Raw genomic sequence first — 20,302 nt, forward strand, 5'->3', positions numbered from 1 at the left:
TTTAAAAGTATAGCATCCAATATAAGGAGTGTCAATATTTTTAAACTATTTTAAAAGAAATGGACAAAATAAAAAACTAATTAGAATTTCAACTTATATAAAAGCTGACACTCTAATTAGTTTCTCTAATTACATGCTTTTTAACATCTCTTTAACTATCTTAGCTGAGTTATCTGCTGCTAAAACTTCAAACTCTTCATAAACCATTGTTGCACTTCCATCAGCTTTATCAGACATAGCTCTTAAAACTACAAAAGGTACACTATATGTTTTAGCTACTTGAGCAACTACTGCCCCTTCCATCTCTACTGCTGAGGCATTAAAAGTTTTTCCTATCCAATTTACTTTATCTTTAGAAGCTATAAATTGATCTCCAGTTGCTATTCTTCCAATTTTTACCTTATCTTTTCCTAAAACTTTCACTGCTGAATCATAAGCTACTTTTTTTAACTTTTCATCTGCTTTAAACTCTACTGTTTCTTGTCCTGGGATTAATCCTACTGGTCTACCAAAAGCAGTAAGATCCACATCATGTTGAACTAAATCTTCAGATACAACTATATCAGCTATATTTAAAGAGTTATCTATTGCACCTGCAACTCCTGTAAATATTATCTTATCTACCTTATACTCTCTAATAACTGTGTTGGCTCCTATAGCTGCATTTACCTTTCCTACTCCAGTTTTTAATAAAACTATATCCTTTCCTTCTAACTTTCCTTGAAAATACTCAATCTCTCCAATTTTTTCTGATTTAATATTTTTTATATCTTTTTTTAGAAGTTCAATTTCTGAATCCATAGCTCCTATTAAAGCTATTCTCTCTCCAAAAGCTAAAGTCCCCATCAATAAACTTAATAAAAATACAACAATTTTTTTCATATCTTCCTCCCATAAAAATTTAGACTAGAGAGCTTTTCTCTAGTCTAAACAATATACTATCTATTTAAAGCTTTTTTTAGTTCTTCTACTTTATTGCATTTTTCCCAAGGAATATCTAAATCTGTTCTTCCAATATGTCCAAAAGCAGCTAGATCTTGATATTTGAATTTTCCACTTCTCAATTCAAGTTCTTTTTCGATTCCTCTAGGAGTTAAATCAAATACTTTTTTAATAGCTTCTGCTAATTCATATTCATCTACTTTTCCTGTTCCAAATGTATCTACTTTTATTGAAGTAGGTTCAACTACTCCAATTGCATAAGATAATTGGATTTCACATTTGTCAGCTAAATCTGCTGCAACAACGTTTTTAGCTACCCATCTTGCTGCATAAGCTGCTGATCTGTCAACTTTAGAAGGGTCTTTTCCAGAGAAAGCTCCTCCACCATGTCTAAAGTATCCACCATAAGTGTCAACTATAATTTTTCTTCCTGTAACTCCAGTATCTCCGTGAGGTCCTCCAATTACAAATCTTCCAGTTGGATTGATATGGAATTTTTTAACTTGAGCTGGATCTAAGTTATAGCTTTCTAGTACTGGTTTAATTACTTTTTCTATAACTTCTTCTCTTATTTGTTCTTGTGTTACATCTGGATTGTGTTGAACTGATACTACTACTGTATCAACGTGATCTACTTTTCCATTTTCATCATAAGCTAAAGTTACTTGTGATTTTGAATCTGGTCTTGCCCATGCTAATTCTTTTGATCTAGTCATTTTAGTAAGTCTTACTAAGATTTCTCTTGCTAAAACTATTGCTAATGGCATTAATTCTGGAGTTTCTTTAACTGCTCCTCCAAACATTATTCCTTGGTCTCCTGCTCCTCCAATATCTACTCCCATAGCTATATCTGGAGATTGTGAGTGAATTGCATTTAAAACTCCACAGTTAGAGTCAAATCCCATTCCTTCTCTATATCCAATTTCATCTATTTTTCTTCTAACGATATCTTGGATATCAATATATGTTGTAGTTGTAATTTCTCCTCCTACAACAACTTGTCCTGTAGTACAAAATACTTCACATGCTACTCTTGAATTAGGGTCATCTGCTAAACAAGCATCTAATACAGCATCTGAAATTTGGTCTGATACTTTATCTGGGTGTCCAGGAGATACAAATTCTGATGTGAAATAAGTTAATTTTTTCATTTTTTCCTCCTATAATAATCAATCAAAATAATAATAACTATAAAAATAAAAAATCCCTTCATCTCAAGACAGATGAAGGGATTAAAACACTTATTCTATAATCCATTCCATCTATCAGGAGTTAGCACCACACTTTTTAATAAGCAGGTTGCTGAGATTTCAACGGGCCAGTCCCTCAATCTCTCTTGATGGTAATCTAAGTACACTCTTCTACATTTGAATTATATAATTTTATACTTATTTTGTCAATAATATTTTTTATTTTATTTTTTTATTTTTCTTACTACGTCAACTACTGATCCATCTCTATATTGAACTACTGCTACTACTCTATCTTCAAACTCGATAGCTTCCTCTTTTCCAGTCATAGCTTCAGCAATTTCTTTTAATTCTTCAATAGTTTTAATTGGTAGTTTAGAGTTTTTGAATTTTTCAATTAAATCTTTTCTTAGAGGGTTAATTGCAATTCCTCTTTCTGTAACTAAAACGTCAACTGTTTCCCCTGGAGTTGTAACTGTTGTGATTCTATCTTTAACTACAGAGATTCTTGCATTTACTAATTGAGATACTATGATACATAGTTTTGATCCAGCTGCTGTATCACTATGTCCTCCAGATCCTCCCATAATTACTCCATCAGATCCTGTTGTTACGTTTACGTTAAAGTTAGTATCCATTTCTGTAGCTCCTAGAATAACTATATCTAATTTATTTACTACAGAACCTTTATTGTTAGCATTTGCATACATTGATGCTGACATTTTTATATGGTTAGGATTTTCTTTAGCTGATTTAATTGCATTTAAGTCAAAACATTGAACGTCAAATAGAGCTTTAAACAATCCCTCTTTGTACATATCAACGATATATCCTGTAATTCCTCCAGCTGCAAAGCTTCCTACAATATTTTTAGATTTCATAAGATTTTTTACTTGAGCAGCAACTGCTAGAGATATTCCCCCTGCTCCTGTTTGGAAACTCATTCCATCTTTTAAATATCCTGATTGTTCTATAAATTTAGCTGTCAGATCAGCAACTTTTAATCCAATAGGGTTTTTAGTTATTTGAGTAGTTCCTGATACAATTCCTTTAGGATCTCCAATTGCATCTACTACTAATACATAGTCAATTAAAGTTTGGTTAATTTCAATTGTTGTATTAGGGTAAGGAACTAGATTGTCAGTAATAGCTACTACTAATTTTGCATTTTCTACATCTGAATGAGCATATCCTAAAGCTCCACAAGCAGATTTTCCATCTACTCCATTGATGTTTCCATATTCGTCAGAAGTTGGAGCAGCAACGAAAGCGATGTCAACTTCAACTTCTCCAGTTTCCATTATTCTTGCTCTTCCACCATGAGTGTGCATTACTGCTGGTTTTTGCATTTTTCCTTCAGAAATTGCTTGAGCAACTGGTCCTGACATATATCCTGCATATATTTGAGTTACAATTCCTTTTTCTATCATCTCTACTAATGGTTTGTGACATGGGAAAATTGAACTTGCAGCTATTGTTATATCTTTATATCCTCTTTTAGCTATCTCTTCCATTACAAGATTTAAAACATAGTCTCCATTTCTTAAATGGTGGTGGAAAGATATTACCATTCCATCTCTCAATGGTAACTTATCCATAAGTTCTGCTAAATCTGTATGAAGTTTGCTATCTTCTGGAGTAACAGTTTTAAAGTTATAGTTTTTCTTTACTACTCCTGTTGTATTTGCTAAATATCCATTATAATGATTTACTTTTCCATATCCTTCTATAAAATCAGGAACTTCTCTTCCTAAAATATTTTTCATCTATAAAACACCTCACATATTATTGATTAATCTATTAGACCAATAAGTCTAGCAATATCCAATGTATGAATAGCTCTGTTTATTATTGGAAGGTCTACCATTTTTCCATCTAATGAGAATACTCCTAGTCCTTCTCTTGCAGCTTCTTCTTTTGCAGCCATTACTCTTAAAGCATGATTAATCTCTGCTTGTGAAGGTGAATAAGCTTCATGAATAGTATCTATTTGTCTAGGGTTTATAGCTAATTTACCTGTAAATCCTAACATTTTAGCTTTTAATGAATCTGCCATTAATCCTTCATAGTCATTTGTATCTGTAAATGGAGTATCTATTGCATCAACTTTACAAGCTTTACAAGCATTTACAACTTTTGTTCTTGCATAGAAAAGTTCATCAGATGCTTTAGTTCTCTTAACTCCTAAGTCAGCAGCTAAGTCTTCTCCTCCTAGTAGTACAGATATTACTCTTGGACTTGCTTTTATTGTTTCATATACAGTTTCTACTCCATAAGTAGTTTCTACTAATGGGTGAATTTTTATACATCCAGCTTCAAATCCCATTTCTTTTTCAATTGCATTTAGTTTTTCATCTAATACTTTTATATCTTCTGGACAAGCTTTTGGTAAAAGAATAGCATCTGGTTTTAATCTAGCTATTACATCTATATCCTTTTCAGCATATGGAGTAGATAGAGGATTAATTCTTACTACAACTTCTACTGTATCATATTTATTAGTTTTTAAAGCTTCACTTATTAAAACTCTTGCAGCATCTTTTTCTGTTAATGCAACTGCATCTTCTAAGTCAAATATAACAGCATCTGATCCAAAAACAGGAGCTGTTTGAAGCATTCCAGGGTTGTTTCCTGGCATAAATAACATTGTTCTTCTTAATTCCACACTAAACACCTCTCATAATTAAATATAATCTTTGAACTATAATGCTCTAGCAACTGCTGCTTCTATTCTTGCTCTAATAGTAAAATCTAAAGCTCCTTTATCTTGAGCTTGAACTTTTACCCCTTCAACTCCTAGTTCAATTAATTTATTTTTTATAACTTCTCTCATATGAGCACCAAATTGTTTTTCAACAGTACTTTCTAATTCAATTTCTATTCCACTTTCAGCTGGAGTAAGAATTACAAATATATCATTTGATTCTAAAGTACCGCATTTTGCAGCTTTATTTAATCTCATTTAATTCACCTCAATTAAATTTTTATTTCCTTTTTTATATCTTTGCTAATAAAGGAAAAAGGTAGTCATATAACTACCTTCCTCCAACTTTCAAAATAAATTATAATTATATTTTTTCAAAGAAAACTATTTATTTCTTCTCTTAACTAGAGCTTCAACTCTTGACATTTCGTTGAATACGATCATGTATCCTTCGTCAACACCCATTCCTGGTTTAGCTAGAACTTGAAGAGCTCCACATGCCATACCGATGTTAGTAGTAACTTCAGCAGATCTGTTAGTTTCGTTACAAGTTCCTCCACAGTATGATCCGATTCCAACTTTGTTACAGTAAAGAATTGCATCAGCTATGTTGTTAACTCCTCCTAGGTCTGGAGTTTTGATTTGAACTACGTGTCCAGCTTTTTTATCAGCAAATAGTTTAATATCTTCTAGAGTATTACACCATTCGTCAGCAACTAGTTCAACTTCTATTCCTCTAGCATCTACTTCAGCAGTTAAAGCAGCAAGAGCTTCAATTTGTTTATCTCTGTCTTCAACGTCCATAGGTCCTTCGATTCTTAGTTTGAATGGTTTTGCAGCTTCTACTAATGTAGCAATGTAGTCAGCCATTTTTTTAGTATCGCAATTAAATGCAGCACCGATAGTTCCATAAACGTCAATGTGGAATATAGGTGAGTAGTTTTCATCAGTTCTTTGAGAAATGATTCTGTCTCTTAACCATTTTACATAGTCAAGAAGGATTTCTCCGTGTTCTCCTAATTTTTCTTTTACGTTATTGATTAAAGCGTGAGGTAATACGTCAGCTTCTTTGATTATCATTTTATCAGCAGCTACATATCTGTCGTCTCCTGATTGTGTGAATATAGGTCTCTTAGTGATTTCTAATCCTGTATTGTAGTCAGCTTTTATAACTTCTGCTAAAGTTACTTTTCTAGCTTTTGCAACACCATCTAGTAAAGCTTGAGTGATTCCGTATCTTATTGCTGTATGTAATCTTTTTCCATTAACTTCCATTTTGTCAAATTCTTCAGCTAGAGATTTGAAGTTGTCAAGTTCTCTTCCGATTAATTTTGGAGCAATTTCTTTTTCAATTACTGGTATAAAATCTTTAGCTAGGAATAGAGGATCTCTTCCTCCTGCACCTGAATATTGAACAGCAGCACAATCTCCGTGAGCAACTTGTCCATCTTCAAGAATAAGTAATACAGAAATAGCTTCTCCTGCTTGTCTTATTGATTTGAATCCTGGAGTTATTGGAGTTCCTAGATAGAACATTCCATCATGTCCAGCTCCTGCTTTTATAGCTCTTTGGTCATCAAAATAAAATCCAGTTTTTCCTGCAGAACATACTACATCTACAATTTTCATAATTAATCCTCCTAAGATTTATTAGTTGGGCAGGAGATCGGCTCCCCTGCTCTTATTATTATACTTATATATATAATCTATTTTTATTTTAAATGCAAATTCATAATTTAATTTACTAATTGATTTTATATTCATCTTATAAATCATTTTTTAGTTTACACTATCTATCTGATTTATTCTAATATAAAACTAGTTGTTTCTCATTGATTCAGTCTCTGGTCTTCCAATTAAAGTTCCTTTTCCAACAGCAAATATATCGTCTACTGTCATTTGGAATCCAACTGGTCTTCCTTCAAATTTAGCTCTTTCTTCTAATTGAGCCATGTTGTAATCTACTAATTCTTTACTTAATGGAACGTTTCCTACTGCTAGGTATCTTACTTTTCCTACGTTATCTCTAGCTGGCATCATTTTTCCAAGGTTATATTTAGATGGTGCAAATGGAACATCTAGAACACCTTGTTCAAATGCTTTAACTATACCAATAGCCCAGTCTCCTGCTCCTAATTCTAGAACTCTATCTAGGATACATTTAGTTTCAGCTTTTATAATTTCAATTTCTTTTGCTAATTCTGGAGACATTGATAATTGTTGTCCTCTTAATAGGTTAAGAACCATTTTTGTAGCTTTGATTCCTTGTGCGTTAGCTTCTTTTGTAGGTACTCCAATTGCTTCGTGAGGAGTTTTAACTATAACTTTAGTTGCTCCTGCAAGTGCTGCTGCTGAAGCTCCATTTGAAATAACTCCAAATGCTTTAGCTTCATCTTCTGGGAATCCTCCCATCCATTGGTGGAATACAGTTGTTAAGTCTATATCATTGTATCCATATTCTTTAAAGTATTCTTCTCCTTGCTCAGCAAGTGCTCTAATAGCAGCAACGTCTTGGATTAGGTTTCCACATTGTCCATATCCTAAAGTGATGTTTTTAACACCTTGCTCAGCAGCTAATAATCCTTCAAGAATTCCAACTGCATTTGACATTGAAGGTGGTACAAGAGTTCCTGTTAATGGTCCAAATGGTTCTCTGTTAATTGATACTCCATGTTCTTCATACCATCCAACTAATCTATCTACATATTGCCAGTCAATAAGTGTTTTTTCTAATGAAACTGATTTAGCATAAGGAACGTTATAACTGATTCCTCCACCTTCGTCAGAAGTATATCCTGCTGCGATCATGATTTCAGAAAGAAGTCTAGCATCTGGAGTTCCATGTCTTAATTGAAGAGGTAAATCTATAGCTTCTACTACTTTTCTACATCCTGCTACTCCATGGTTTACACCTGGGAATCCATTAAGTAATGATCTTCCAGCTTTTTTAGATTCTTCTATTCCTCTTTCACAGTTTTCATATTTATTTTGTCTAGTGTAAGAGTCAATAGTTGTAGGAAGTAAATCTGCTCCTCCAACTTTATCTAGGTAACTTAATAGTTCTATATGTTGATCAATTAAAGCAACCCCTGCTCTAGGTTGTGCTAATGTAATTCCAGCTTTTTTAGCATCTACTAATTTTTTAGAGAAGCTTTTTGATTCTGGTAATGATTTATGATAAGCAACTGCTTCTTCAAGGTTAACGTCTTTTCCTGTAGGCCATCCTTTTAAAACTTCTTCTCTCATTTCAAAGAACTCTTCTTCAGTCCATTTTTTAAATCTAAGTTTCATATTTAAATTTTCCTCCTTATTTTTCTCTTATACTTCGACTAAATATTTTTTCAATATTCTAACTGCTAAATCAGGATATTCTTGAGCTAATAATCCCATAGAAGATAAAATATATGTTTTATCTACTAAGAATTTTGGATCTTGTGGTTTCAAATGTACTGGATCTTGCTCATTAAAGTTTCCTGCTTTTAATATTCCTCTTGGATTCATACTGTGAATTATAACTCCACCTGTTCCTATAACATAAGGAGCTTCTGTTAAATCCTTACCACTTTGATTAAACATAGTTCCCATTGGAGTATAAACACATTCTAGTACTCCGCAGTGTCTAGTCATAGCTATTTCAGTTGCTGCCATAGCCATAGCCTCATCAAATCTAATCTCTTCTTCACTTTGTGGTACCATTTTTATATGATCATGTCTATATTGACAATTTGCCTTAACATCAACTTGTTTTAAAGAGTCATGTAAATAGTTTCTAATCTTTCTAGTTCCTGCAGCTTCTAAAAGAGCTATTGCTGAGTATCTCATTCCAAGATCTCCTTCAACTGTTCTCTTAGCATAAGGTTCTTCCAGACCCTTTATCATGATTGAAGGTTTTGTAGGTTCTCCTTTTGCTATTGAGTGGATATCTGTTGTTGCTCCACCAATATCTACAACTATAAGATCTCCTATTCCATCTTCATCATCAGTACCTTCTGCTAAGACTTCAGCAGCTTTTAAAACTGCAGCAGGTGTTGGCATCAAAATTCCTTTTATAAATTCTTCTGCATTTTTCATACCTTTTGCTTCAACTATTCTACCCATGAAAACTTTTCTTATCTCTTCACGACAAGGTTCAACATTAAGTTTATTTATGAAAGGCATTACATTTTCTGTAATAAAGTGATCTATCCCAGCTTCCTTGAAAATAGTTTCAACTTCATCTATAGCTGCTTTGTTTCCAGCAACTACCACTGGTACATTAAGTTTATACTCTGCAATCATTTTAGCATTATGTATGATACAATCTTTGTTTCCACCATCTGTTCCACCAGCTAATAATATAATGTCTAAAGGAGTAGCTTTTATCTCTTCAAGCTCTCTGTGATTCAATTCATAAGCATATGTCTTTATAACCCTTGCCCCTGCTCCTAGAGCAGCTTTTTTAGCAGCTTCAGCAGTAAGTTCAGGTACAAGTCCTATAGCCACCATCTTCAATCCACCAGCAGCAGATGAACATGCTGTCTTACTTACAAATTCTACAGAATCAAAATCTACTTTTTCACTTATAGCTGCTTTCAATTTATCAAAAGCTTTGTTAAAACCTATCATGATATCATTTTCAACTGTAGTAATGTCCTTTGCTGTAGCTAAAATAACTTCATTATCCATATCTATTGCTGTAAGTTTTGTATATGTACTTCCAAAATCTATGGCTAGATAAACTTTCATAACAACCACTCTCTTTACTGTAAATATATTTTTTTAGATTCTAATTAAGCAATTCCTAAATCCTTTTTCAAATCTTCTGTTGTATCTTCAATAGGTGTTCCTGGTTTGTATACTCTGTCAAATCCCATAGCCTTAAATCTTTTTTCAACGTCTTCCCAAACTTGTTTTCCAACAACTATGTTTCCACCTACATAGAGAAGGATATTATTAAGTCCTGCTTCTTTACATTTTTCTCTCATACCTTGACAATCTAGCTCTCCGTGTCCATATAGAGAAGAAACAATTATAGCGTCAGCATTTGTTTCAACTGCAGCATTTATGAAGTCAGCTTGTGGAGATAAAACCCCAATATTTACTACTTCAAACCCATTTGATTCTAATACGTGATGTATAATTTTGTTTCCAACTGCGTGACAGTCTGATCCAATAACTCCAATTACAACTTTTTTTCCATTTTTTTCCATGAAAAACAGCCTCCTCTGTGTATGATATTTAAACTTTAATAATAATATACCTCTTTTTTGTAAAAAATCAAGCTTTATTTAAAAAATGAATAATAAAAATTAATTTTTTTAATACAGTATATTAAAAAAGGCTTTTTTTGCTGTTTTGTACACTTTTATTTAATAATTTTAAATTTTAATTAAACACTTTTTTTAATTTAACTTTATATTTTTTATGAATTTTAATAAAAAAATTATTTTTTGCTATTTTCAGTTTAAATTTTCTTTGTATTTTTTATATTCTTTAATTTTTTTATTTTTACATTTTTAAATTCAATTTAATAATGTTGTTTTTACCAACTTATTACATTAATTTATATATTTTCAAAAATATTTAGTTAGATTTGATTTTTTTTACTTTATATGGTATAATACCTTGTAAAATAAATTGTGCTGGCTAATGATGGGAGTGGGTTATTAATCCACTCCCTCTTTAGTAGTGAAGTTGAAAGTGAGGTGACAAAAATTTTATGGAACTAAATAACAAAGAGATAATTTTAAAAAAGATTGAAAACATTGTAACTCCTGTTGCTGAAAGTATGGGTCTTTCTCTAGTAGACATTGAGTATTTACAAGATGGTGGATACTGGTATGTTAGAATATATGTTGAGAAAGAAAACGAAGATATTACTCTTGAAGACTGTGCTGCTCTAAGTAATAAGATTGATGAAGATATTGATAAACTTATTGATCAAAGATTCTTTTTAGAGGTTTCATCACCAGGTATTGAAAGACCTCTTAAAAAAATTGCTGATTATATCAGATTCAAAGGTGAAAAAGCAAAATTAAGTTTAAAACATAAAGTTAATGACAATAAAAATTTTGAAGGAATAATAGTTGATTGTAAAGATAACATTATTTTTCTAGAAATTAAAGAGCAAGAAATCATGGAAATTCCTTTTTCAGAAATAAGAAAAGCCAATCTTGTTTATGAATTTGAAGAATTTTAATAGAATTTTCGGGAGGGTATAAAAATAATATGAAAAGTAAAGACGCTAAGATTTTTTTAGAAGCTCTAGATGAATTAGAGAGAGAAAAAGGAATAAGTAAAGAAAATCTTCTTCTAACTGTAGAACAAGCTATTCTAGCTGCTTATAAAAAGAATTATGGTGATGAAGAAAATGTTGAAGTAGAAATCAATAGAGAAAATGGAGATGTTAAACTTTACGAAGTAAAAACTGTTGTTACTGAAGAAGATCTTTATGATGCTGCTATTGAAATCTCTTTAGAAGATGCTATTGACGAATATAGAAACAATAGAATTCAAAGAAAACCAAAAATTGGTGATGAAGTAAGAATAGAAATTAACTGTGAAGAATTCAGAAGAAACGCTATTCAAAATGGAAAACAAATTGTTATCCAAAAAGTAAGAGAAGCTGAAAGACAATATATCTATGATAGATTCAAAGATAAAGAAAATGATATCATAAATGGTATCATTAGAAGAATTGACGACAAGAAAAATATATTTGTTGAGTTTGATGGAATAGAAGCTATTCTTCCAACTACTGAACAATCTCCAGCTGACACTTATAGAGTTGGTGAAAGATTAAAAGTATATCTTGCTGAAGTTGAAAAAACTAACAAATTCCCAAGAATTGTTATCTCTAGAAAACATGAGGGACTTTTAAGAAAATTATTTGAACTAGAAATTCCTGAAATTACTTCTGGTTTAATAGAGATTAAAGCTGTAGCAAGAGAAGCTGGTTCAAGAGCTAAAGTAGCTGTATACTCTGCTGATCCTAACATTGATACTGTTGGAGCTTGTATCGGACAAAAAGGACTAAGAATTAAAAATATAGTTAATGAATTAAATGGTGAAAAAATTGATATAGTTGTTTGGAAGGAATCAGTTGAAGAGTTTGTTTCTGCTGTTTTAAGTCCAGCTAAAGTTAAGAGTGTTGAGGTATTTGAAGAAGAAAATACTGCTAGAGTTATTGTTGATAGCTCACAACTTTCACTAGCAATTGGTAAAAATGGACAAAATGCTAGACTTGCTGCTAAACTTACAGGAATGAGAGTAGATATTAAAACTGAAAACAGTTCTAATAATGAAGAGGTAGAACAAGGTGAATAATCAAGATTTTCCAGAAAGAACTTGTTTAATCTGTAAGGATAAAAAAGATAAGAAAGATTTATTCAGATTAGTTAAAACAGGTGAAGATAAATATGCTTTTGATGAAAAACAAAAAGAACAAAGTAGAGGCTATTACATCTGTAAAAGTCATGAATGTTTAAAAAGATTATCTAAACATAAAAAAATAAAAATTGATACAGATGACCTGATAAAGATGTTAAATCTTTTAAAGAAAGGTGAAAAGGACTATTTAAATATTTTAAGAGCAATGAAAAATTCACAAACTTTATCCTTTGGAATGAATATGGTTTTAGAAGAAATCGAACATACTCATTTTTTAGTTCTAGCTGAAGATATAAGTGAAAAAAATGAGAGAAAACTTCTTCTACGTGCTAAAGAGTTAAATATAACTTATGTTTACTGTGGAAATAAGCAACAACTAGGAGAAATTTTTGGCAAGGATGAAGTAAGTGTTATTGGAGTTAAAAACAAGCAAATAGCCCGTGGCCTCATAAATTAAATTAATTTAGGAGGTAATTTGATGAAAATTAGAGTACATGAATTGGCTAAGAGATACAATATGGGGAGCAAGGAATTTTTAAACTTATTACAAGAAAAAGTAAAAGTTCCTGTTTCGTCAAATTTATCTGGTTTAGCTGAGGAAGATGTCAAAAAGATTGAAAATTACTTTAATGATATAAATAAAAAAGATAATAATAAAGAGATTGCGAAGCCAGATAAAACGACTTCAAAAGGAAAAGGAGATAGTTTGAATAAAAAGATTATAGAAGAAGACGATATTTTTGAAGAAGAAAGTCTTGGAAATGGAAAAAAATCTCAATATGTAAAAATGGGAAAAGAGAAAAAAAATTGGAAAAATGGGAAAAACTCTTCTACTGAAGATGATAAACAACAACCAAGTAAAAAAAATAAAAAGAAAAAAGGTAGAAGAACAGATTTTGTTATGAAAACTGTTGACTCTGTTGCTTCTGAAACTATTGAAGAAGATGGAGTAAAATTAATAAAAATAAGAGGAGAAATCACTCTTGGAGATTTTGCTGAAAGACTTGGAGTAAGCAGTGCAGAAATAATCAAAAAACTATTTATGAAAGGACAAATGCTAACTATCAACAGCCCTATATCTATTGATATGGCTGAAGAGATAGCTATGGATTACGATGCACTTGTTGAGCAAGAGGAAGAAATCGAATTAGAATTTGGAGAAAAATTCGCTCTTGAAGTTGAAGATAAAGCTGAGGACTTAGTTGAAAGACCACCTGTTATCACTATAATGGGACACGTTGACCATGGTAAAACTTCATTACTAGATGCTATTAGAGCAAGTAATGTAGTTTCTGGAGAAGCTGGAGGAATCACTCAAAAGATTGGAGCTTACCAAATTATAAAAGATGGTAAAAAAATTACTTTCGTTGATACCCCTGGACATGAGGCCTTCACTGATATGAGAGCGAGAGGAGCTCAAGTTACTGATATAGCTATACTTGTTGTTGCTGCTGACGATGGTGTAATGCCACAAACAATAGAAGCTCTATCACATGCTAAAGCTGCTAATGTACCTATCATAGTAGCTGTAAACAAAATTGATAAACCTGAAGCTAACCCTATGAAAGTTAAACAAGAACTTATGGAACATGGACTTGTTTCAATTGAATGGGGAGGAGATACTGAGTTTGTAGAAGTATCTGCTAAAAAGCATCTTAACCTTGATACACTTTTAGATACTATATTAATTACTGCTGAAATTCTTGAATTAAAAGCAAATCCTAAGAAGAGAGCAAAAGGAGTTGTACTTGAGTCTAAACTAGATCCAAAAGTTGGACCTATTGCTGACATCTTAGTTCAAGAGGGAACTTTAAAAATTGGTGACGTTATTGTTGCTGGTGAAGTTTATGGTAAAGTAAGAGCTCTTATCAATGACAGAGGAGAGAGAGTTGAAAGAGTTGACGTTTCTCAACCTGCTGAAATTATAGGATTTAACCAAGTACCTCAAGCTGGAGATACTATGTATGTTATTCAAAATGAACAACATGCTAAGAGAATTGTTGAAGAGGTTGCTAAAGAGAGAAAACTTGCTGAAACAAGTAAGAAAACTATATCTCTTGAATCTCTATCAGAGCAATTTGACCATGAAAATATTAAAGAACTTAATCTTGTATTAAGAGCAGATTCAAGAGGATCTGTTGAAGCTTTAAGAGAGTCTTTACTAAAACTTTCTACTGATGAAGTTGCTGTTAACATTATTCAAGCAGCATCTGGAGCTATCACTGAAAGTGACGTAAAACTTGCTGAAGTTTCAAATGCTATTATTATTGGATTCCATGTAAGACCGACAACTAAAGCTATCAAAGAAGCTGAAGTAAATGGTGTAGAAATCAGAACTTCTAATATCATTTACCATATAACTGAAGATATTGAAAAAGCTCTTACTGGTATGCTTGAGCCTGAATTTAAAGAAGCTTACCTTGGAAGAATTGAGATTAAAAAGGTATTTAAAGTTTCAAAGGTTGGAAATATCGCTGGTTGTGTAGTTGTTGATGGAAAAGTTAAAAATGATTCTAATATTAGAATCCTTAGAGATGGAATTGTTATGTATGAAGGAAAACTTTCATCTTTAAAAAGATACAAAGATGACGCTAAAGAAGTTGTTGCTGGACAAGAGTGTGGTTTAGGTGTTGAAAACTTTAATGATATTAAAGAGGGAGATATCGTAGAAGCATTTGAAATCCAAGAAATACAAAGAACTTTAAAATAATAAATCTTTGATTCATTAAATAGAAAGCGAGTGATACTGATGAAAAGACAAAGATTAGCTGGAATAGAAAAAGAAATGGCAAGAGTTATTTCTAAAGTTTTAATGGAAGAAGTTAAAAATCCAAAAGTTAAAGGACTTGTATCTGTTACTAATATCAATGTTACTGAAGATCTTAAATTTGCTGATGTATACTTCAGCATAATGGGTCAAGAAAATGTAAATACAGATGAAGTTGTTGAAGGATTAAACCAAATAAAAGGTTTTTTAAGAAAAAGAGTAGCTGAAGAAATTGAAATAAGATATATACCTGAAATTAGAGTAAAACTTGATACTTCTATTGAACATGCAATTAAAATATCAAAACTTTTAAATGATTTAAAAAGGTAGTGATATGAAATGCATTGGGAGTATAATCCGCTACCTCAGTCTCTCATTGATTCTAAGGCTGCTCAATGGAAAAAAAGTAAGTTACTCACTACCTTATTACTCAATAGAGGCTTTGATAATCTAAAGCAAGCAGATAAATTTATAAGCCCAAAAATTTCAGATTTTAGAGATCCTTTTAAATTTGAAAAAATGCAAAAAGTAGTAGATAAGATACTTGAAAAAAAAGAAAAGAAAGAAAAAATCTTCATTTATGGAGATTATGATGTTGATGGAATCACTGCTGCAGTTTTTTTAGTAAAAGCTTTTAAACTTATTGGAATAGATGTTGATTACTATATTCCCAACAGAATGGATGAAGGTTATGGTTTAGATAAAAAAACTGTAGATTTCATTAACAGTGAAAATGGAAAATTAGTGATTACTGTTGATACAGGAGTCAATTCTATTGAAGATGTAAAATATGCAAAAACTTTAGGAATAGATGTTATTGTAACTGATCATCATAAATGTGTTAAAGATGAAGATGATGATGCTCTTCTTCTACTTAATCCCAAATTAAGTGACACATATGAGTTTAAATATCTTTCTGGAGCAGGAGTTGCTTTAAAAGTAGCTCAAGGTGTTTATAGTAAATTAAATATTGACACTAGAAAACTTTATCAATATATGGATATTGTTATGATAGGTACTGTAGCTGATGTTGTACCTATGCTGGATGAAAATAGAATAATTATAAAAAAGGGGCTTCAAGCCTTAAAAAGAACTAAAATTAAAGGCTTGATGTACCTTTTAAAATATCTAAAATTTCAAAAGAAAGATATAAATACAACTGATGTTAGTTATTTTATATCTCCACTTATAAACTCTCTAGGAAGAATAGGAGTTTCTAAGATGGGAGCAGATTTCTTTTTAAAGGAAGATGACTTTGAAATCTATAATATTATAGAGGAAATGAAGAAATCCAATAAAAAACGTCGTGATCTTGAAAAAATGATCTATGATGAAGCGACTTCTGCTATTTCAAAGTTGGATAAAAAGAATTTAAAATCTATATTTTTAAGCTCTCCTAAATGGCATCCTGGTGTTATTGGAGTTGTTTCTTCTAGATTAAGTGTTAAATACAATCTCCCTGTTACTTTAGTTGCTTTTAAAGATGGCATAGGTAAAGCTTCTTGTAGAAGTGTAAAGGGAATTAGTGTATTTAATATTTTTCAAAAAATGGGTAGTAAATTAGTAAGATTTGGCGGACATGACTTAGCAGCTGGATTTATTGTTACTCAAGAAAATTTAGAAGATGTTAAGAATATTTTTGAAGCTAGTATAGAAAACTTCCATGCTGAAAATGAAAAGAAATCATTAAAAATAGATGTTGAATACTCACTAGAAAATATAGATGATAAGATTTTTAAAGTTATGGAGGATATCGCTCCTTATGGCTTAGATAATCCCTATCCACTTTTCTTAGATACAAATCTTACATTTGAAAATATAAGAAAATTTGGTGTTGATGAAAGACACTTCAATGGAATTATAAAAAAGAATGGTAAATTTTACCATATGGTAGCCTTTGATTTAGGGCATAAAATAAATGAATTAGAAGCAAAAATACAAAAGTTTGATATTGTCTATTATCCTGAAAAAACAATATATAAAGGAGAAGAGATTCTTCAAATCAGGATAAAAGATATTAAAATAAAAGATGATTTTTATGAAATCTTTACTAAATAGATTTAAGGAGGAAAAATGAAACACGAAATCAAAAACTTAGAACACTCAGCAGTTGAGATTAAAATCTGTCTTACAGGTGAAGAATTAAGTCCATTAAAAACTGAAGTTTTAACAGCAGTTGCTGCAAAAGCTGAAGTTCCTGGATTTAGAAAGGGAAAAGCTCCTTTAGATAAAGTTGAAGCTCAATTCAAAGATGCTGTAAAAGAAGAACTTACTGAAAAAGTATTACAAAAATACTATGAAGAAGTTGTAAAAGAAGGAAACATCACTCCTATCAGCTACATTCACAATGTAAAAGTTGAAATGAACGAAAACTATGAATTAACTTTCCAAGTAGATGTATACCCTACAGTTGAATTAGGAGAATACAAAGGACTTGAAGTTGAAAAAGAAACTTTCGAAATGACTGAAGAAAAATTAAACAAAGAAATAGAAATCATGGTAAACAGCAAATCAAAATTAGTTGATACTGAAGCTGGACACAAAGCAGTTATGGGAGATACTGTAGATCTTGCATTTGAAGGATTTGTAGATGGTGTTCCATTTGAAGGTGGAAAAGCTGATTCTCACGTTCTTAAATTAGGATCAAAAATGTTCATCGATACTTTCGAAGATCAATTAGTTGGATATGAAGCTGGACAAGAAGGAGAAGTTAACGTAACTTTCCCTGAACAATACCACGCTGCTAACCTAGCTGGAAAACCTGCTGTATTCAAAGTAAAAGTAAATTCTATCAAAACTCTAGTTACACCTGAATTAAATGATGAATTAGCTAAAGAATTAGGATTTGAATCTGTTGAAGAGTTAAAAGCTAAAAAAGCTGAAGAAGTTAAAGCTAGAGAAGAAGCTAGAATCAAAAATGAGTACATTGGAAAATTATTAGATAAAGTTGCTGCTACTTCTAAAGTAGATGTTCCTTTCTCTATGATCGCTACAGAAGTTAAAAACAGAATCTCTGAAATGGAACAACAACTTTCTGCTCAAGGAATTGGAATGGATATGTACCTACAAATGACTGGAATGGACAGAGCTAAACTTGAAAGTCAAATCGCTCCAATGGCAGCTGGAAAAGTAAAAGTTGACCTTATCCTTGAAGCTATAGCTAAAGCTGAAAACATTGAAGTTTCTGAAGATGAAGTAACTGCTAAAATGACAGAAGTTGCTAAATACTATGGAATGGATCTTGCTAAACTTGAAGAAGAATTAAACAAACACAAAAACTACGATAACTTCAAATACACAATTAAAGGTGAATGTGTAATGCAAAAAGCTATCGACTTATTAGTTGAAACAGCAAAATAATAATATTTATTGTAGGAAGCAGATATCTGCTTCCTACATCATATTTTTACTTGAATAATTGGAAAATATTCTAACTTAATTTTTCTCTTAGTATATTCTCTATTTATTTAAGGAGGTAACGATTTATGTATAACCCAACAGTAATTGAAAGCACTGGTAGATCTGAAAGAGCTTATGATGTCTACTCAAGACTTTTAAAAGATAGAATTATATTTTTAGGAACAGAAATAGATGACAATGTGGCAAATGCTATTGTTGCTCAACTTCTTTTCCTTGAAGCTGAAGATCCAGATAAAGATATTATCATGTATATAAATAGTCCTGGTGGAGTAGTAACAGCAGGAATGGCTATTTATGATACTATGAACTATATAAAACCTGATATTCAAACTGTATGTATTGGACAAGCTGCAAGTATGGGAGCATTATTACTTGGTGCTGGAGCAAAAGGTAAAAGATTTGCCTTAGAACATGCTAGAATAATGATTCACCAACCTTTAGGTGGGGCTTCTGGACAAGCTACAGATATTGAAATTCAAGCAAAAGAAATTCTTAGAATAAAAAAGATGTTATCACAAATTTTAGCTGATAGCACTGGTAAATCTTTAGATGATATTTTAACAGATACTGAAAGAGATAATTATATGTCAGCTGAAGAAGCTAAAGAATATGGTCTTATCGACCAAGTATTTAAAAAATAATAAAGGAGATTGAAATTATGGGTAAAAAAGCCAGATGTTCCTTCTGTGGAAGCACTGAAGATGAAGTTTCTAAACTATTTAGTGGAATAGATGGAGCTCTTATATGCGATAGATGTATAGAAAGCTGTTTTGATATCCTTGAACTTTCTAACGAAAAATTAGCAGAGAAACATCATGATGATTTATCAGAAGATTCTCTTTTAACTCCAAAAGAAATCAAGGAAAAACTAGATGAATATGTAATTGGACAAGATGAAACTAAAAAAATTCTTTCTGTGGCAGTTTATAACCACTATAAAAGAATTTTAGATAAAGAAAATTCTGCAAAAGATGAAGATAATGTAGAATTACAAAAGTCAAATGTACTTTTAATAGGACCTACTGGTTCTGGAAAAACTCTTCTAGCTCAAACTTTAGCTAGATCTTTAAGTGTTCCTTTTGCCATAGCAGATGCTACTACACTTACAGAAGCTGGTTATGTTGGAGATGACGTTGAAAATGTACTTGTAAGACTTTTACAAGCTGCAGATTACGATGTTGATGCTGCTGAAAGAGGAATCATTTATATTGATGAGATTGATAAGATAGCAAGAAAATCAGAGAATGTTTCTATTACTAGAGATGTTTCTGGAGAAGGTGTTCAACAATCACTTCTAAAAATTATAGAAGGAACTAAATCACAAGTTCCCCCTCAAGGTGGAAGAAAACATCCAAATCAAGAGTTAATAGAGATAGATACTACTAATATTCTATTTATAGTAGGTGGAGCTTTTGAAGGACTTGAAAAAGTTATAAAATCTAGAACTAATAAAAAAGTTATAGGTTTTGGAGCTGAAATTAACAGTAAAATAGAAGAAAAAGTTGGAGAAACTTTTGCTAAAGTTTTACCTGAAGATCTTGTAAAACAAGGTATAATTCCTGAATTAGTTGGAAGATTACCTATTATTACTACTCTACAAGACTTAGATGAAGCTGCTCTAATAAAAATATTAACTGAGCCTAAAAATGCTATTGTAAAACAATATAAAAAATTATTTGATTTAGAAGGAGTTGAACTTGAGTTTACTCCAGAAGCTCTAAAGAAAATTGCTACTCTTGCACTTGAAAGAAGAATAGGTGCTAGAGGACTTAGAGCTATAATAGAACAAACAATGTTAGAACTTATGTATGAGGTGCCTTCTGATGATACAATAACAAAAGTTACTATCGGAGAGGAAGCTGTACTAGATTCTAATAAAGCCGTTATTGAAAAAAACACGACTAATTAGGA

At 31.4% G+C, this 20,302-nt stretch carries 18 protein-coding genes and 1 riboswitch; of the genes, 9 read left to right on the forward strand and 9 right to left on the reverse strand.

Annotation, left to right across the window (positions count from 1 at the left end):
- Positions 1–129 precede the first annotated feature (129 nt).
- From I6E31_01545 to I6E31_01585, 9 genes are all read right to left on the reverse strand, one after another.
- Positions 130–882 carry a 5'-methylthioadenosine/adenosylhomocysteine nucleosidase gene (locus I6E31_01545; GenBank protein ID MCF2638649.1) on the reverse strand — a complete coding sequence of 251 codons (753 nt, stop codon included), beginning with the start codon at positions 880–882 and terminating at the stop codon, positions 130–132.
- Positions 883–938: 56 nt separating this feature from the next.
- Positions 939–2,093 (reverse strand): methionine adenosyltransferase, encoded by a 1,155-nt coding sequence (locus I6E31_01550; protein ID MCF2638650.1) that lies wholly within the window; start codon positions 2,091–2,093, stop codon positions 939–941.
- A 104-nt stretch (positions 2,094–2,197) separates the two neighbouring features.
- Positions 2,198–2,288, reverse strand: a riboswitch (SAM riboswitch).
- Positions 2,289–2,356: 68 nt separating this feature from the next.
- Positions 2,357–3,898 (reverse strand): citrate lyase subunit alpha, encoded by a 1,542-nt coding sequence (gene citF, locus I6E31_01555; GenBank protein ID MCF2638651.1) that lies wholly within the window; start codon positions 3,896–3,898, stop codon positions 2,357–2,359.
- Positions 3,899–3,924: 26 nt separating this feature from the next.
- Entirely contained in the window at positions 3,925–4,797 is an 873-nt protein-coding gene (locus tag I6E31_01560; GenBank protein MCF2638652.1) for a CoA ester lyase, read from the reverse strand.
- 36 nt (positions 4,798–4,833) lie between these two features.
- A complete protein-coding gene (gene citD, locus I6E31_01565; GenBank protein MCF2638653.1) occupies positions 4,834–5,094 on the reverse strand; it encodes a citrate lyase acyl carrier protein in 261 nt (86 codons plus the stop codon).
- Positions 5,095–5,220: 126 nt separating this feature from the next.
- Positions 5,221–6,465, reverse strand: coding sequence for a methylaspartate ammonia-lyase (locus I6E31_01570; GenBank protein MCF2638654.1), 1,245 nt, complete (start codon positions 6,463–6,465; stop codon positions 5,221–5,223).
- A gap of 189 nt (positions 6,466–6,654) precedes the next feature.
- Complete coding sequence (locus tag I6E31_01575) at positions 6,655–8,127, reverse strand: methylaspartate mutase subunit E (GenBank protein ID MCF2638655.1); 1,473 nt, start codon at positions 8,125–8,127, stop codon at positions 6,655–6,657.
- 27 nt (positions 8,128–8,154) lie between these two features.
- Entirely contained in the window at positions 8,155–9,561 is a 1,407-nt protein-coding gene (locus tag I6E31_01580; protein MCF2638656.1) for a glutamate mutase L, read from the reverse strand.
- A 44-nt stretch (positions 9,562–9,605) separates the two neighbouring features.
- Positions 9,606–10,025: a methylaspartate mutase subunit S gene (locus tag I6E31_01585; GenBank protein ID MCF2638657.1), complete on the reverse strand. Its 420-nt coding sequence runs from the start codon at positions 10,023–10,025 to the stop codon at positions 9,606–9,608.
- Positions 10,026–10,534: 509 nt separating this feature from the next.
- Between I6E31_01585 and I6E31_01590 the strand changes: the two genes are divergently transcribed.
- From I6E31_01590 to clpX, 9 genes are all read left to right on the forward strand, one after another.
- On the forward strand, positions 10,535–11,014 hold the full coding sequence (locus I6E31_01590; protein MCF2638658.1) for a ribosome maturation factor RimP: 480 nt from the start codon (positions 10,535–10,537) through the stop codon (positions 11,012–11,014).
- Between the two features lie 29 nt (positions 11,015–11,043).
- Positions 11,044–12,141 (forward strand): transcription termination/antitermination protein NusA, encoded by a 1,098-nt coding sequence (gene nusA, locus I6E31_01595; GenBank protein ID MCF2638659.1) that lies wholly within the window; start codon positions 11,044–11,046, stop codon positions 12,139–12,141.
- A complete protein-coding gene (locus I6E31_01600) occupies positions 12,134–12,661 on the forward strand; it encodes a DUF448 domain-containing protein (protein MCF2638660.1) in 528 nt (175 codons plus the stop codon). The genes nusA and I6E31_01600 overlap by 8 nt, the downstream gene beginning before the upstream one ends.
- A 21-nt stretch (positions 12,662–12,682) precedes the next feature.
- Positions 12,683–14,914 (forward strand): translation initiation factor IF-2, encoded by a 2,232-nt coding sequence (gene infB / locus I6E31_01605; GenBank protein ID MCF2638661.1) that lies wholly within the window; start codon positions 12,683–12,685, stop codon positions 14,912–14,914.
- 39 nt (positions 14,915–14,953) lie between these two features.
- A complete protein-coding gene (rbfA, locus tag I6E31_01610; protein MCF2638662.1) occupies positions 14,954–15,301 on the forward strand; it encodes a 30S ribosome-binding factor RbfA in 348 nt (115 codons plus the stop codon).
- Positions 15,302–15,310: 9 nt separating this feature from the next.
- Positions 15,311–17,029, forward strand: coding sequence for a single-stranded-DNA-specific exonuclease RecJ (gene recJ, locus I6E31_01615; protein MCF2638663.1), 1,719 nt, complete (start codon positions 15,311–15,313; stop codon positions 17,027–17,029).
- 15 nt (positions 17,030–17,044) lie between these two features.
- The gene (tig, locus tag I6E31_01620; protein ID MCF2638664.1) at positions 17,045–18,331 is read left to right on the forward strand and encodes a trigger factor; all 1,287 of its coding nucleotides are present in this window, start codon (positions 17,045–17,047) and stop codon (positions 18,329–18,331) included.
- Between the two features lie 125 nt (positions 18,332–18,456).
- Positions 18,457–19,032, forward strand: coding sequence for an ATP-dependent Clp endopeptidase proteolytic subunit ClpP (gene clpP / locus I6E31_01625; GenBank protein ID MCF2638665.1), 576 nt, complete (start codon positions 18,457–18,459; stop codon positions 19,030–19,032).
- Positions 19,033–19,049: 17 nt separating this feature from the next.
- Complete coding sequence (gene clpX, locus I6E31_01630; protein MCF2638666.1) at positions 19,050–20,300, forward strand: ATP-dependent Clp protease ATP-binding subunit ClpX; 1,251 nt, start codon at positions 19,050–19,052, stop codon at positions 20,298–20,300.
- Positions 20,301–20,302: the final 2 nt, after the last annotated feature.

It is taken from the genome of Fusobacterium varium (assembly GCA_021531615.1).
Taxonomy (GTDB): Bacteria; Fusobacteriota; Fusobacteriia; order Fusobacteriales; family Fusobacteriaceae; genus Fusobacterium_A; species Fusobacterium_A varium_C.

Excerpts from the sequence above, each read along its gene's own strand:
- clpX (MCF2638666.1), top strand. The coding sequence starts at position 19,050 with ATGGGTAAAAAAGCCAGATGTTCCTTCTGTGGAAGCACTGAAGATGAA.
- rbfA (MCF2638662.1), top strand. The coding sequence starts at position 14,954 with ATGAAAAGACAAAGATTAGCTGGAATAGAAAAAGAAATGGCAAGAGTT.
- I6E31_01570 (MCF2638654.1), bottom strand. The coding sequence starts at position 6,465 with ATGAAAATTGTAGATGTAGTATGTTCTGCAGGAAAAACTGGATTTTAT.
- I6E31_01585 (MCF2638657.1), bottom strand. The coding sequence starts at position 10,025 with ATGGAAAAAAATGGAAAAAAAGTTGTAATTGGAGTTATTGGATCAGAC.
- infB (MCF2638661.1), top strand. The coding sequence starts at position 12,683 with ATGAAAATTAGAGTACATGAATTGGCTAAGAGATACAATATGGGGAGC.
- citD (MCF2638653.1), bottom strand. The coding sequence starts at position 5,094 with ATGAGATTAAATAAAGCTGCAAAATGCGGTACTTTAGAATCAAATGAT.
- tig (MCF2638664.1), top strand. The coding sequence starts at position 17,045 with ATGAAACACGAAATCAAAAACTTAGAACACTCAGCAGTTGAGATTAAA.
- clpP (MCF2638665.1), top strand. The coding sequence starts at position 18,457 with ATGTATAACCCAACAGTAATTGAAAGCACTGGTAGATCTGAAAGAGCT.
- I6E31_01545 (MCF2638649.1), bottom strand. The coding sequence starts at position 882 with ATGAAAAAAATTGTTGTATTTTTATTAAGTTTATTGATGGGGACTTTA.
- I6E31_01575 (MCF2638655.1), bottom strand. The coding sequence starts at position 8,127 with ATGAAACTTAGATTTAAAAAATGGACTGAAGAAGAGTTCTTTGAAATG.
- I6E31_01550 (MCF2638650.1), bottom strand. The coding sequence starts at position 2,093 with ATGAAAAAATTAACTTATTTCACATCAGAATTTGTATCTCCTGGACAC.
- recJ (MCF2638663.1), top strand. The coding sequence starts at position 15,311 with ATGCATTGGGAGTATAATCCGCTACCTCAGTCTCTCATTGATTCTAAG.
- I6E31_01580 (MCF2638656.1), bottom strand. The coding sequence starts at position 9,561 with ATGAAAGTTTATCTAGCCATAGATTTTGGAAGTACATATACAAAACTT.
- nusA (MCF2638659.1), top strand. The coding sequence starts at position 11,044 with ATGAAAAGTAAAGACGCTAAGATTTTTTTAGAAGCTCTAGATGAATTA.
- I6E31_01590 (MCF2638658.1), top strand. The coding sequence starts at position 10,535 with ATGGAACTAAATAACAAAGAGATAATTTTAAAAAAGATTGAAAACATT.
- citF (MCF2638651.1), bottom strand. The coding sequence starts at position 3,898 with ATGAAAAATATTTTAGGAAGAGAAGTTCCTGATTTTATAGAAGGATAT.